The organism is Owenweeksia hongkongensis DSM 17368, from assembly GCF_000236705.1.
GTDB lineage: Bacteria > Bacteroidota > Bacteroidia > Flavobacteriales > Schleiferiaceae > Owenweeksia > Owenweeksia hongkongensis.
In genome coordinates this window covers 981,347-994,116 of record NC_016599.1, presented here as the reverse complement: position 1 = coordinate 994,116, position 12,770 = coordinate 981,347, and the positions used below count along the sequence as shown (strand labels likewise).

The following is a 12,770-nucleotide window of genomic DNA, read 5'->3' as shown; positions in this document are numbered from 1 at the left end:
TTTAGTAGAAAAAGTAAACCAATAAAGCTGCAATGGGAGAGCTAGCCTAGTATTGTAGGAAGAGTTTGATTATTAAATGTATAATTTTTGTTTTTTTTGTTCTAAGATAATACGCTATTAAAAAACTATTCGAAGATGCTTAGGTTTATTCTTTGTGTTGTAAGTTTATCAACTCACGAAAACTAAACTATTAAAGGGAACATATGAACAAACCATTTATAATTTGTCTGATAGATGATGATGATATCTATCAATTTACCTTCACCAAGGGGTTGAAGGGTAATAAGATAGCTAAAAGAATCTTGGTGTTTTCTGATGGGGAGGAAGCAATTGATTTTATGCTGGACAATGTTTCAAATCCAGAAGCCCTTCCCGATGTGATATTTTTAGATATCAATATGCCGGTAATGGATGGTTGGGAGTTTTTAGAAGAGTTTGTAGAATTAAAGCCTAAGGTTGGTAAGGAAATTACAATTTACATGGTAAGCTCATCTGTAGATCCTGCTGACGTAGACAGAGCCAAGGCCATTAGCGATGTTTCGGATTATCTTATAAAACCTGTAGGCGAGGATCAACTGCAAAAAATTATTGCGGGGATCGAGTCTTAGCCCATTCTTCTACAGAAATTCTGTACACATAAGCTGGACCGTGATTTTTGATAACTTTCTTGTTGGTGGTTAATCCATTTGTCTGAGCAACACGCTGAGATGGTATGTTGTAGATATGTATTAAGGATATTATGGATTCAGGCTTTAATACGGTAAAACCAAACTTCATAAAGTAAAGTGCCGCTTCTCTAGCATATCCCTTCTTCCAAAATTTTGGAAGGAGGTGATAACCAACTTCAATTTCAGGGCTTCCCTCTACCTCTTGTTTTAGTAAGCCGCTCATGCCTATAAAATCTCCTGATTTTTTTTCAATCAAAGCAAGCAAACCCAATTGATCATCCGCATATCGTTTTCTTTGTCGTGCAATCCAATCTTCGGCAGTAAAATGAGGAGGCTTAAGATTGGGCGGAAATAAGGCAGTGGCTTCATCACTATTCATGAAGTCGTCCCAGTACTTTGAATCATCCAGTAATAGCGGCCTTATTATTAGTCTTGCACTTTCGTGCGAATAGCTATAGTAGTTTACGGGCATAGTTTAGAAATTAAAAAGACCTGTTTCAGCTAAGCCAAAACAGGTCTTTAAATTTATCTAAATAATCAGAAATCTATAAAATAGCTGGAAGTACTTTTGAAGTTACTTCGCCAAATCCGATTCTTACATCATCATTTTTGCAGTATCCACGCATGATTACTGTATCACCATCATTGATGAATTTACGCTCACTACCATCATCTAATGTGATGGTATGAGCACCTCTCCATGAAAGTTCAAGCATAGAACCAAAGTTTTCCTTTTCAGGGCCACTAATGGTTCCAGAAGCCATCATGTCTCCGGCATTAATGTTACAACCGTTTACCGTGTGATGAGCCAATTGTTGTGAAATATTCCAGTATAAATACTTGAAATTAGATTCACACACTTTGCTTTCAGTGCTGTTTTCTGGCTGGATAAACGTTTGGAGGTTTATATCAAATGTGCGTTTTCCTTCGGTTTGTAAATAGGGTAGTGGAGTTGGGTCTTGCTTTGGACTTTCCACGCGGAAAGGTTCCATTGCATCCAAAGTTACTACCCATGGAGATATTGATGAAGCAAAGTTTTTACCTAAGAATGGCCCTAGCGGCACATACTCCCAAGCTTGTATATCACGAGCAGACCAATCATTGAAAAGTACCATTCCAAAAATATAATCTTCTGCTTCATCGGTGGTAATGCGTTCGCCAAGGTGTTTTCCATCAGTGGTAATGAATCCCATTTCCAATTCAAAATCCAAAAGCTTTGATGGGCCAAAAACAGGCTCGTCAGCATCCGCTGGTTTCATCTGTCCTACCGGACGGTGAATATCTTCGCCTGAAACAATGATAGAAGAGGAACGTCCATGATAACCTACAGGAAGGTGTTTCCAGTTTGGCATCAAGGCATTTTCTTTACCACGGAACATAATTCCTACGTTCATGGCGTGCTCCATACTGCTGTAAAAATCTGTATAATCCTGAATAAATACGGGCAAAAGCATTTGCACCTCTTCAATAGGGAAGAGAATTTGCTCGCGATGCTCAGTATTATTTTTTAGGATATCATTTTTTTCGTCAAATATTTCGGCAATTTTATTGCGTACCTGACGCCACACCGGACGGCCAAGAGTAATAAAATCATTTAGAGTATCCTGAAGAAACACATCTTCTGGAAGTACAATGCCATCAAGGTATCCAAGCTGATGCAAGGCCGAAAGATCAATAGCAGTATTGCCAATTCGGGTGCCTATTGTGGTAAAATCATCTTCGGGTAAAAATACACCGAAGGGAAGGTTTTGTATCGGGAAATCACTGTCTTGTGGAACACTTAACCAAGACTTGCGACTAGGATCGTTTGCTGTGAGCATATTCTGGTTATTTTTGAGCAAAGATTAAAAAATAAAGACACCCTCAAAAAACTAGATAGAAAAATGCAAAGAGATCAGCAAATATTTGACTTAATAGGAGATGAGCGCGAGCGCCAAATGGAAGGTTTAGAACTCATAGCCTCAGAGAATTTCGTGAGCCAGCAGGTGATGGACGCTATGGGATCGGTACTTACTAACAAGTATGCTGAGGGCTTTCCGGGTAAAAGATATTATGGAGGATGCCAGGTAGTAGATCAGGTAGAAACTTTGGCAATAGATCGTGCTAAAGCTCTTTTTGGTGCTGAATACGCAAACGTGCAGCCACATTCTGGATCACAAGCTAATGCTGCAGTTTACCTTGCCTGCCTACAGCCTGGAGATAAAATCATGGGTTTTGATCTTTCACATGGTGGACATCTTACTCACGGTTCGCCTGTAAGTTTTAGCGGTAAGCTTTACGAAACCTGTTTTTATGGTGTAGATAAAGCTACTGGTACTATAGACTATGATATGGCACAAGAAGTAGCTGAAGCTGAAAAACCAAAGCTTATTATTTGCGGAGCTTCTGCCTATTCCAGAGATATTGATTACAAGCGTTTTCGCCAAATCGCTGACAGCATTGGAGCAATTTTAATGGCAGATATTTCACATCCGGCTGGCCTTATCGCCAAAGGTATTTTGGCTGACCCAATGCCGCATTGCCATATTGTAACCACTACCACTCATAAAACTTTACGTGGTCCACGCGGAGGAATGATTATGATGGGTAAAGATTTTGAAAATCCTTGGGGATTAAAAACTCCAAAAGGCGAAGTGAAGATGATGAGTGCTTTGCTTGATTCTGCCGTATTCCCAGGAATGCAGGGAGGACCTTTGGAGCATGTAATTGCTGCAAAAGCGGTTGCCTTTGGCGAAGCTTTGAGCGATGAATTTTTTGAATATATCCTTCAGGTAAAGAAAAATGCCGCTCGCTTGGCGGATGTATTAGTAGGTAAAGGTTACGATATCATTAGTGGTGGAACGGAAAATCACTGTATGCTTATCGACCTTAGAAATAAGGACATTAGTGGTAAGAAAGCCGAAAACACCCTTGTGTTGGCAGATATTACTGTAAATAAAAATATGGTTCCATTTGATGATAAGTCGCCATTTGTAACCAGTGGAATCCGCATTGGTACTGCTGCTGTTACATCAAGAGGTTTGATGGAAGATGATATGGATAAGATTGCCGATCTTTTGGATCGTGTGATTTCCAACCCTGACGATGAAGCTGTAATTGCTGAAGTAAAATCAGAAATTAATAGTTGGATGGAGAGTTACCCACTTTTTAGTTCAGAGGCTGAAACAGCCTAGTTATGGATTTTGAGATCTTTTTGCAGTCGGAAGCTTGGATAGCCTTGCTTACACTTAGTTTACTGGAAGTAGTTCTTGGGATTGATAATATTATTTTCATTTCATTACTCACCAATAAACTTCCTGAAGAAAGACGAAAAACGGCTCGCACAGCAGGAATTGGTCTTGCTCTTATTTTAAGGGTCATCATGCTTTTGGGTATCACCTGGATAATTGGTTTTACACAACCCATATTTGAAATTTTTGGATTTGTGGCCACTGGTCGTGATTTGGTGCTTCTCGTTGGCGGGCTTTTCCTCATTGGTAAAAGCACCAGCGAGATACATCACAAAATAGATGGGGGAGGAAAAGAGGAAGACGCAAAAAGTATGAAGAAGCAGGCTCAAAAGAGTTTTGTTTCTATCATTATTCAAATTGGTCTTTTGGACATTGTCTTTTCTTTTGACTCTATCCTTACGGCAATTGGTATGACAGAAGAACTGCTTATTATGATATTGGCAGTGGTGATTTCACTTATTGTGATGCTCATCTTTGCTGGGAGGATTGCAGCTTTTATAGAGCGCTACCCAACCTTGCAAATCTTAGCCTTGGCATTTTTGATTCTCATTGGTTTTGTGTTGATAGCAGATGGTTTACATCAACATATATCTAAAGGGTATATTTATTTTGCCGTAGCCTTTTCATTAGCAACAGAAGTGGTGAACATCAATATGAGAAAGAAGAGTAAACCCTCGACTAATATCGATACTTGAAATAAGCACTTCAAAATTGGTGTAAAAAAAAGAGGCCGGATGAAAATGTTTTCATCCGGCCTCCTTTATTATTATAATGTATAAGACTTACCTCATTATTTTAGTTGACTTTATAACAGTTCCTTTAGAATCGCTAATGTTTGAAATATAAATACCATTAGTTAGGAATGAAAGGTCATACACTTCGTTGAAGGTTGTTTCAGAAATAGTGCTTTCAAAAACTTTTTGTCCCAAAAGGTTGTAAAGTTCTACTTTGCTAGCGCCATTCAGATTTTCCCCGTTTACGTAAAGTGAACCTTCGCTAAAGTAAACCTCTGTAGTGGTAATGTTTACATCTTCCTCTAGTCCAACGGTACCAGCAGCGGTAAGATTAACTGAGAGCACATTATTGCTAACATCATCATCATCCAGCGTTGGACAGCATGTTGAACCTCTAACATTAAAGCCCCAGGTAAAAGTGGCTCCTGGTATAACGTTATTTACCGACCAAGCAATAGGCAAAGTGATACCTACTAACACGGTATCATTTGGTGCTAAAGTTTTAGTTAGTATATAACTGAATACATTAAATTGAGAACCTCCACTTGTGTAAGTTTGTGTGGTACCATTTAACTCGTTTCTGAAATAAATTGTGTCATTAGGATTTAGGGTGGTAGTTCCATCATTGGTAACTACGAATTCACTTGTAACTTGCTGTGCATCGGTTATCGTGGCTGAGGCGTTAGGAGATACAATTTGAGTAATTGCTAAGTCCAGTTGTGCGAAGCCACATACCGTAGTTAGTGCAAGAAAAGATGAAAGTAAAAGTTTTTTCATTTTGTAAAATTTTAATTGTTAATATAATTTGTAGGGCAAATCTAACTTATTTTGGGAGTAATCCCTTTAGAAATTAGCAAAAGAGGAAGCTCTATCAGTAATCGCATAAAGCTTCCTCTTAAGGTAAAGTGTGAAATTTTCCTTACTCGGCAGAAAGAGTAAACGTACGTGTTACATCGTTCATTGGACTGTTAGCCAAATTGCCCTGAGCATCTACCAATTTTATATTGATAGTGTTTTCTCCCATTGGTAAACCTTCAATAAGGTATGGCTGCCAGGTGTCAAACTCAAACTTTGTCTTATCATTTACTGTCACAATTATTGAATGACCATTTGGCTTAAGTTCAGTATTAGCAACATAAAAGTCTAAAAGAATCTTTTGAGCACCAGCTCCTTTGTATTCTCCTTTTGGACGGCTATAAAAAAGCATTGGAGCATCTAAATCTACAGGAGTAACTTCAGGCTGATCTTTACCTGTGGTAAATTGAAAAATGGTAGCTGCTTTTCCATTTTTTACACTTTCGTGAAAGCTTCTTGAAAGGAAAGCAATAGCTACGTGATGTCCTGGTTCAAATTCTTTTTCAAATTTAGCATCATAATGGGCGCTGTATGGACCATTGTCTACAATTAGATGTATGTGTTGGCCTTTGTCAGAGTTTGCCAAACCATTGGTTCCAGCACCTTCCGTTTGTGCACCAAGCTCATAGTTGGTTACACCAAAATCAAAGGCAACTTTGCCATTTGTAGCCTTTATATCATCTGCAGGAGTGTTTCTTGTAAGTTCTGCAGTTTCAAATTTGGGAGAACCTTCAAAAGGGTAAATTTTCAAACCGTCTTTTTCGTAACTCTCAGGAGCATCATTTTCTGGCTCGGCAGTAATGCTGCCATCATCACTCAGGTCTATAATTTCCTCCTGATTTTCTTCGCTAGTGGCAGGGCTGGAGCATGATGCTACAATTGCCAATCCCAATAGGGGTAAATAAATTTTTCTAAACATGGTTGTTATTTTTATTTTGTAATGCACACAAAGGTATTTTGTTCAATGAAATGGAGGAATAGTCTGACGAAAATTTTTTCAGCTAATTGTTCAGTGACTGATGACGGGTTTTTCCATAAAAATTTGTGAGATCCTCATGAGTAGTATTTCGATGTACATAGAGTAATTTCATATTTCTGATTTATAAATATGAAATAGCAATGACCACTTTCACATCATCCTTACCCGATCAACTTTTGCAGAAATTGAGTGAAGCTGCACAAAGATTAAACCTTCCCAAAAACAAGCTCATAGAAAAGGCTTTAGAGATCTATTTAGATCAACTCACACGAGCGGAGTATGTAAAATCTTACTGCCAAGCTGGACAAGATGAAAGTATCATACTTATAGCCGAAGAAGGAATGAATGAGTACATGGCTCAATTAAATGATGAAGATGAAGCAAGGTGAGATTTGGGAAATGTATTTTGACCCAACCACAGGAAGCGAGCAATCGGGGAGAAGGCCTGCAGTGATAATTAGCGGAAACCTCCTGAACGAATATCTTAATGTGGTAATTGTGTGTCCGCTTTCTACCAGTGTAAAAAAATACAAAGGCAATGTGGTGCTTACGCCAAATACTAATAATGGACTTTTAAAAGAAAGCGAAGTAATGGTTTTTCATGTGCGCTCAGTAGCTAAAGAACAACTGAAGAGGAAGATCGGAGCAATAGAGGATGGACAACTAAGCTTGATAAAGCAAGGGCTGGAGGATATTTTGAAGTATTGAATAATAAATACAAGACAATGAAAATTTCAAGTTGGTTAGTTCTGATTATTGTGCTGACTCATATTACGGCAGCTTATGGACAATATGAACCAGTCGACTCGAATTACTTCCATGTGGAGGTAAAACAAGAGGGCGGATTTTTATGTAAAGAGCCGAGTGACCTAGCTTGGGTTTGGGGTATTGAGAAAGTTGATTCGGTGGACGGTAATATAATTGTAAAAGGAATAATGTATTTGGATGCGATAGATTATGACTTTGCAAATGACGTGTTGTGTTGTGTCGAAAAAGGAGTGCGTATATATCTAGGCGAATGGGCAAATGATGGTTATAAGCTTAATATCGTAGATGAGCTTTCTGTTACATCTTCAAAAGGAAAGTTTGTAATAACAATGGATGTAGAGGAAAGTGAATGGCAGTATTTGATTTTTTCAAATGGAGAGGGGAAGGTAGATGTAGCGCGTTTAATTTTTTACACTCTTAAAAACCTTAATCTCGCTAAAGTCGATGGTTTGAAGTTTGATTGTGACAACTAGCAATTTTCCATTTATTGGCTAAAAATGTTTTCTTAATTTCATTAGCTAAGGCTTTATACCCTATGTTTTTACAGAACTATTAGAAGGATTGTTGATAAAAATTCTGTATAACCCTGTGCGCTCAGTGGTTCCGATGAGGTTTAATACTTTTTTTATTTACCAAAGAGTTTCACTGAGTCGCACTGAGCTGTGCGGGAAAAGGCTCTGTGTAACCCTGTGCTTTCAGTGGTTATAACCCACGTAAAACACTCTCTACTATTTTATTCGCTCAACCCATTTCAAATCTTTAATTTTGCAGCCCATTAAACCGTTTGCAACAATATGTTCGATAATTTACAAGACAAGTTAGACAAGGCGTTTCATGTACTGAAAGGGCATGGACAGATTTCGGAAGTAAACGTAGCCGAAACGGTAAAAGAGATAAGACGTGCGTTAGTAGATGCTGACGTTAGCTATAAAATTGCCAAAGAAGTAACCGGAAGAATCAAAGAGGAAGCTCTTGGTCAAAAGGTATTGACTTCTTTGCAGCCAGGCCAATTGATGACTAAAATCGTTCGTGACGAAATCGCCAGACTTATGGGCGGTAGCGTGGCGGAGATGGATTTGAAATCTTCACCAAGTGTAATCTTGATGGCCGGTCTTCAGGGTTCTGGTAAAACTACTCACTCTGGAAAACTGGCTAACTTCCTTAAGCGTAAAAAAACCAAGAAACCACTTTTGGTAGCGTGTGATGTGTATCGTCCAGCGGCTATCAATCAGCTTAAAGTAGTTGGTGAGCAAATAGGTGTTGAGGTTTATTCTGAAGAAGGAAATAACAATCCAGTAAGTATTGCAACCAATGCTGTGGCTCATGCTAAAGCGAATGGTTTTAATGTGGTGATTGTGGATACTGCTGGTCGTTTGGCAATAGACCAAGCGATGATGACGGAGATTCGCGATGTGCATGCAGCTATCAAGCCAGACGAGACTTTGTTTGTAGTAGATTCTATGACAGGTCAGGATGCCGTGAATACGGCTAAGGCCTTCAACGATGTATTAGATTACGAAGGAGTTATTCTTACCAAACTAGATGGTGATACGCGTGGTGGCGCGGCACTTACTATTCGCACTGTTGTAGAAAAACCTATCAAGTTTATTGGTACTGGTGAAAAGATGGATGCTCTAGATGTTTTCTATCCGGAGCGTATGGCCGATCGTATTCTTGGGATGGGAGATGTGGTTTCTCTTGTGGAACGTGCTCAGGAGCAGTTTGACGAAGATGAGGCTCGTAGAGTCCAGAAGAAGATTGCCAGTAATAAATTCGACTTCAATGATTTTCTTGGTCAGATAAAGCAGATCAAGAAAATGGGTAATGTGAAAGATTTGATGGGCATGATCCCGGGGATGGGGAAAATGATGAAGAACATCGATATTGATGATGATGCTTTTAAAGGTGTAGAAGCCATTATTCATAGCATGACCCCAGCCGAGCGTGAAGACCCAAAACTTATAAATGGTAGCCGTAGACAGCGTATTGCGAAAGGAAGTGGAAAAACCATTCAGGATGTAAATCAGCTACTGAAGCAATTTGCCGATATGAGCAAAATGATGAAGATGATGCAAGGTGGTGGCGGAAAGAAAATGGCCAACATGATGAAAGGAATGCAAGGCGGTGGAGGTAGACCGTTTTAGCATTAGTTTTTTAGACGACAGTCAACAGTCGATAGATTTATTAAAATTTTTTTTTAGAGAGTTCTACAGGCTGTGGACTGTGAACTGAAAAGCTGAACACATGATTATACTAGACGGAAAAAAGACATCACAAGAAATTCGCAACGAGATTGCGGATGAGGTAGTAGCACTAAAAGAGAAAGGTGGTAAAACCCCTCACTTGGCGGTGGTGCTTGTTGGTAATAATGGTGCTTCAGTAACTTATGTAAATGCAAAACTTAAGGACTGTGAGGAAGTAGGCTTTAACACAACAATGGTAAAGCTTAGCGAAACTATTTCCGAAAAGGAATTGCTCGAGGAAGTGCATAAACTGAACAAAGACAAAGATATTGATGGTTATATTGTGCAGCTTCCATTACCTAATCATATAGATGATCAAAAGGTGATTATGGCTATTGACCCAGAAAAAGATGTAGATGGTTTCCATCCACAGAATTTGGGTAAAATGGCACTTAATCTTCCTACATTCCTGCCGGCTACCCCAATGGGAATAATGGATCTTTTGGATAGATACAATATTGAAACTGGAGGTAAGCACTGTGTAGTTGTTGGCCGTTCGCATATTGTAGGTTTACCTGCAAGCATTTTGATGGGACGAAACCACTATCCTGGAAATGCCACTGTAACACTTACCCACAGCCGCACCACAAATCTTAAAGAATTACTGAAAAATGCTGACATTATTATTGCAGCTCTTGGTAAGCCAGATTTTATTACAGAAGATATGGTGAAGGATGGTGTTGTAATTATAGACGTAGGTACTACACGTGTGGTTGATAAATCTAAAAAATCAGGTTACCGTCTTAAAGGAGATGTTGAGTTTGAAGGCGTTTCTAAAAAAGCTTCTTACATAACTCCAGTGCCAGGGGGCGTTGGCCCAATGACTAGAGTGAGCTTGCTCAAAAACACTTTGATGGCTGTTAGAGCCAAGTAGAACGAAATAGCTGAAATTGATTCAGGAATTAGAAATAATCTTCTAATTCCTGATTTATATTTTCAACCTCCTATCATGCTCGCGCTTCATGTCTTTATCCTTAATGGATGAGCGCTTATCGTAAAGCTTTTTACCAGTAGCCAGAGCAATTTCCATTTTGGCAATTCCTTTGTCATTAATGTAAAGCCTTAGCGGAATAATAGTGTTGTTTCCACCTTTAGTCAGGTTGTCTTCCAGTTTGCGAAGTTCGCGTTTATGCAAAAGCAGCTTGCGTTCACGAAGTGGATCGTGGTTGTGGCCGCTTCCAAAACTGTATTCAGAAATGTGAATATTTTTCACATACAGCTCTTCATTTTTAAAATAGCAGTAACCTTCCATGATGCTGGCTTTGCCTTCACGGATTGATTTTATCTCAGTGCCCAGTAATTTAATTCCCGCCTCATAGGTATCTATGAATGCGTACTCATACTTGGCTTTCTTATTCCTTATGTTGATGAAGTCTTTTGACATAGCTGGCAAATATAAAGGATTAGATAGGGAAAAATGTGAAGTTTTGATACTTCAATTATTCCATTGTATGGAAAAAGAAAACTTTTAAATAGTGTTATTTTCGCAGCAAATTTCAAGCAAGTCATGTACAAAAGCATTATTCGTCCTATACTTTTCAAATTCGATCCTGAAAAAGTGCACCACTTTACTTTTAAAATGATAAAGCTGGCGCATAAAATTCCAGGAATGCGAGGAATAATCAGAAGCCTTTATGTAGTAGATGACAAGAGACTGGCAGTAAATGTTTTTGGGCTCGACTTTACCAATCCTGTTGGCCTTGCGGCTGGTTTTGATAAAGACGGAAAACTTTACGATGAGTTGTCAAACTTTGGTTTTGGCTTTATTGAGGTTGGAACCGTGACTCCCGTTGGACAGCCTGGAAATGAAACCCCACGCTTATTTCGCCTTCCGGCAGATAAGGGTATTATCAATAGAATGGGTTTCAATAATGGAGGAGTAGAAGAGCTTGCAGAGCGATTGAGAAACAGGAGAGGTGACAAACTAATCATTGGTGGAAATATTGGGAAAAACAAGCTTACCCCAAATGAAGAAGCTTTGGATGATTACCTAAAATGCTTTGACGCCCTTTTTGATTATGTGGATTATTTCGTGGTAAACGTTTCTTCGCCAAACACCCCAAACCTTAGAGCCCTTCAGGAAAAGGAGCCGCTTAAAAAACTGCTGAGCGCCCTGAAAAATGAAAATATGGCTCAGGCTCACCCTAAGCCAATTCTTTTAAAAATTGCACCGGATCTTACAGATTCGCAGCTTGATGATATTATCGAGATCGTTCGCGACACCAAGATTGATGGAATCATCGCCACAAATACCACAATTTCTCGTGCTGATCTAAAAACACATTCCACGGAAGTGGAAAAAATAGGAGCGGGAGGATTGAGCGGAATGCCTGTTCGTCAAAGAGCCACGGAGGTTATTTCTTATTTGCACACCAAGTCAAATGGCGCATTTCCAATTATAGCAGTTGGTGGAATATTCACAGCAGAAGATGCCTTAGAAAAATTAAAAGCAGGAGCAAGCCTTGTACAGGTATATTCTGGGTTTATTTACGAAGGTCCTGCAATGATCAAAAGAATCTGTAAAGGGATTTTGAAGGAGAAGAAATAAGTCATTCCAGACGAAGCAGAGCGGAGATCTGGAATATTTCCCTCAACAATTAAGTGTGAGATTCCGGGTCTCCGTTTTACTGCGCCCGGAATGATTAGAATTCAGACTTTCTTACGCTCCGATTGCTTTTGGAGCACTCAGCCTGCCATTCTGAAAAGTTATTAGAATCCCGGATGTCACCCTGAGTGATCGACCAGAGGGAGATTGTATCGAAGGGTGAGTAATAGTGAGCTGTCAATTAAGGCTTCGATAAACTGCTCATTCTTCGCAGCACTCAGCCTGACAAGGTTTATCACTCTGAGTGATTCTAACGATAGGAAGAATCGTATCAGCTTGCCCCGCAGCATGGCGGGGAAGGGTGGTTAATTACTCGAATTTTTTCTTTGAAAGATTAGGAAGTAGATGAAATTCACCATTGATTAAAGCTTCTTTTTTCTTTCGTGACCACCCTTTAATCTGCTTTTCTTTTTCTATTGCCGTTTCCGGATTTGTAAAAGAGGCAAACCATATTAGCTTTACAGGCCTTCGGGGAAAAACGTATGCATTGGTATCTTCCCCAGAATTATGTTCAGCAACTCGTCTATCAATATTGTTTGTGATTCCGGTATAATAAGAATCGTCATTGCAGCTGAGGATATAGACGTAGTAATTTTTCATAGATGAATGAAATTACGGTTTTTAATTCAGGCTTCGATACATCGCTCGTTCCTCGCGCCACTCAGCCTGACGGAGCATGATGTCACCT

The 12,770-nt window shown here is 39.3% G+C and carries 15 protein-coding genes; 9 read left to right on the top strand and 6 right to left on the bottom strand.

The window, feature by feature from the left end:
• Positions 1-203 precede the first annotated feature (203 nt).
• Positions 204-608: a response regulator gene (locus tag OWEHO_RS04570; protein WP_014201298.1), complete on the top strand. Its 405-nt coding sequence runs from the start codon at positions 204-206 to the stop codon at positions 606-608.
• Here the strand turns inward: OWEHO_RS04570 and OWEHO_RS04565 are convergent.
• A complete protein-coding gene (locus tag OWEHO_RS04565) occupies positions 586-1,140 on the bottom strand; it encodes a GNAT family N-acetyltransferase (protein ID WP_014201297.1) in 555 nt (184 codons plus the stop codon). The two genes, OWEHO_RS04570 and OWEHO_RS04565, sit on opposite strands and share 23 nt — an antisense overlap.
• Positions 1,141-1,213: 73 nt before the next feature.
• Entirely contained in the window at positions 1,214-2,488 is a 1,275-nt protein-coding gene (gene fahA / locus OWEHO_RS04560) for a fumarylacetoacetase (RefSeq protein WP_014201296.1), read from the bottom strand.
• 63 nt (positions 2,489-2,551) lie between these two features.
• Between fahA and glyA the strand changes: the two genes are divergently transcribed.
• Positions 2,552-3,841 (top strand): serine hydroxymethyltransferase, encoded by a 1,290-nt coding sequence (glyA, locus tag OWEHO_RS04555; protein ID WP_014201295.1) that lies wholly within the window; start codon positions 2,552-2,554, stop codon positions 3,839-3,841.
• Between the two features lie 2 nt (positions 3,842-3,843).
• Positions 3,844-4,593, top strand: a complete 750-nt coding sequence (locus OWEHO_RS04550; RefSeq protein ID WP_014201294.1) for a TerC family protein — start codon at positions 3,844-3,846, stop codon at positions 4,591-4,593.
• A gap of 87 nt (positions 4,594-4,680) precedes the next feature.
• Here OWEHO_RS04550 and OWEHO_RS04545 read toward each other — a convergent pair whose 3' ends face one another.
• Together OWEHO_RS04545 and OWEHO_RS04540 are read right to left on the bottom strand one after the other, a co-directional pair.
• Positions 4,681-5,409 (bottom strand): T9SS type A sorting domain-containing protein, encoded by a 729-nt coding sequence (locus tag OWEHO_RS04545; protein WP_014201293.1) that lies wholly within the window; start codon positions 5,407-5,409, stop codon positions 4,681-4,683.
• A gap of 142 nt (positions 5,410-5,551) precedes the next feature.
• A complete protein-coding gene (locus OWEHO_RS04540; protein ID WP_014201292.1) occupies positions 5,552-6,406 on the bottom strand; it encodes a hypothetical protein in 855 nt (284 codons plus the stop codon).
• Positions 6,407-6,606: 200 nt separating this feature from the next.
• On the opposite strand from OWEHO_RS04540, the gene OWEHO_RS04535 reads away from it, so the two are divergent.
• From OWEHO_RS04535 to OWEHO_RS04515, 5 genes are all read left to right on the top strand, one after another.
• Positions 6,607-6,855, top strand: coding sequence for a ribbon-helix-helix domain-containing protein (locus OWEHO_RS04535; RefSeq protein ID WP_014201291.1), 249 nt, complete (start codon positions 6,607-6,609; stop codon positions 6,853-6,855).
• On the top strand, positions 6,842-7,174 hold the full coding sequence (locus OWEHO_RS04530; RefSeq protein WP_014201290.1) for a type II toxin-antitoxin system PemK/MazF family toxin: 333 nt from the start codon (positions 6,842-6,844) through the stop codon (positions 7,172-7,174). Before OWEHO_RS04535 ends, OWEHO_RS04530 begins: the two co-directional genes overlap by 14 nt.
• A 17-nt stretch (positions 7,175-7,191) precedes the next feature.
• Positions 7,192-7,707 (top strand): hypothetical protein, encoded by a 516-nt coding sequence (locus OWEHO_RS04525; protein WP_014201289.1) that lies wholly within the window; start codon positions 7,192-7,194, stop codon positions 7,705-7,707.
• Between the two features lie 321 nt (positions 7,708-8,028).
• Complete coding sequence (ffh, locus tag OWEHO_RS04520; RefSeq protein ID WP_014201288.1) at positions 8,029-9,378, top strand: signal recognition particle protein; 1,350 nt, start codon at positions 8,029-8,031, stop codon at positions 9,376-9,378.
• Positions 9,379-9,478: 100 nt separating this feature from the next.
• A complete protein-coding gene (locus OWEHO_RS04515; protein ID WP_014201287.1) occupies positions 9,479-10,351 on the top strand; it encodes a bifunctional 5,10-methylenetetrahydrofolate dehydrogenase/5,10-methenyltetrahydrofolate cyclohydrolase in 873 nt (290 codons plus the stop codon).
• Positions 10,352-10,405: 54 nt separating this feature from the next.
• Here the strand turns inward: OWEHO_RS04515 and smpB are convergent, their stop codons facing one another.
• Entirely contained in the window at positions 10,406-10,861 is a 456-nt protein-coding gene (smpB, locus tag OWEHO_RS04510; protein WP_014201286.1) for an SsrA-binding protein SmpB, read from the bottom strand.
• A gap of 123 nt (positions 10,862-10,984) precedes the next feature.
• Between smpB and OWEHO_RS04505 the strand changes: the two genes are divergently transcribed.
• Positions 10,985-12,025, top strand: a complete 1,041-nt coding sequence (locus OWEHO_RS04505; protein ID WP_014201285.1) for a quinone-dependent dihydroorotate dehydrogenase — start codon at positions 10,985-10,987, stop codon at positions 12,023-12,025.
• A gap of 366 nt (positions 12,026-12,391) precedes the next feature.
• On the opposite strand, the gene OWEHO_RS04500 is transcribed toward OWEHO_RS04505, so the two are convergent.
• Positions 12,392-12,682 (bottom strand): GIY-YIG nuclease family protein, encoded by a 291-nt coding sequence (locus OWEHO_RS04500; RefSeq protein WP_014201284.1) that lies wholly within the window; start codon positions 12,680-12,682, stop codon positions 12,392-12,394.
• Positions 12,683-12,770 lie beyond the last annotated feature (88 nt).

Bases quoted from the DNA above. Each gene is read 5' to 3' on its own strand.
- OWEHO_RS04570 (WP_014201298.1), top strand. From the start codon at position 204: ATGAACAAACCATTTATAATTTGTCTGATAGATGATGATGATATCTAT.
- OWEHO_RS04565 (WP_014201297.1), bottom strand. From the start codon at position 1,140: ATGCCCGTAAACTACTATAGCTATTCGCACGAAAGTGCAAGACTAATA.
- fahA (WP_014201296.1), bottom strand. From the start codon at position 2,488: ATGCTCACAGCAAACGATCCTAGTCGCAAGTCTTGGTTAAGTGTTCCA.
- glyA (WP_014201295.1), top strand. From the start codon at position 2,552: ATGCAAAGAGATCAGCAAATATTTGACTTAATAGGAGATGAGCGCGAG.
- OWEHO_RS04550 (WP_014201294.1), top strand. From the start codon at position 3,844: ATGGATTTTGAGATCTTTTTGCAGTCGGAAGCTTGGATAGCCTTGCTT.
- OWEHO_RS04545 (WP_014201293.1), bottom strand. From the start codon at position 5,409: ATGAAAAAACTTTTACTTTCATCTTTTCTTGCACTAACTACGGTATGT.
- OWEHO_RS04540 (WP_014201292.1), bottom strand. From the start codon at position 6,406: ATGTTTAGAAAAATTTATTTACCCCTATTGGGATTGGCAATTGTAGCA.
- OWEHO_RS04535 (WP_014201291.1), top strand. From the start codon at position 6,607: ATGACCACTTTCACATCATCCTTACCCGATCAACTTTTGCAGAAATTG.
- OWEHO_RS04530 (WP_014201290.1), top strand. From the start codon at position 6,842: ATGAAGCAAGGTGAGATTTGGGAAATGTATTTTGACCCAACCACAGGA.
- OWEHO_RS04525 (WP_014201289.1), top strand. From the start codon at position 7,192: ATGAAAATTTCAAGTTGGTTAGTTCTGATTATTGTGCTGACTCATATT.
- ffh (WP_014201288.1), top strand. From the start codon at position 8,029: ATGTTCGATAATTTACAAGACAAGTTAGACAAGGCGTTTCATGTACTG.
- OWEHO_RS04515 (WP_014201287.1), top strand. From the start codon at position 9,479: ATGATTATACTAGACGGAAAAAAGACATCACAAGAAATTCGCAACGAG.
- smpB (WP_014201286.1), bottom strand. From the start codon at position 10,861: ATGTCAAAAGACTTCATCAACATAAGGAATAAGAAAGCCAAGTATGAG.
- OWEHO_RS04505 (WP_014201285.1), top strand. From the start codon at position 10,985: ATGTACAAAAGCATTATTCGTCCTATACTTTTCAAATTCGATCCTGAA.
- OWEHO_RS04500 (WP_014201284.1), bottom strand. From the start codon at position 12,682: ATGAAAAATTACTACGTCTATATCCTCAGCTGCAATGACGATTCTTAT.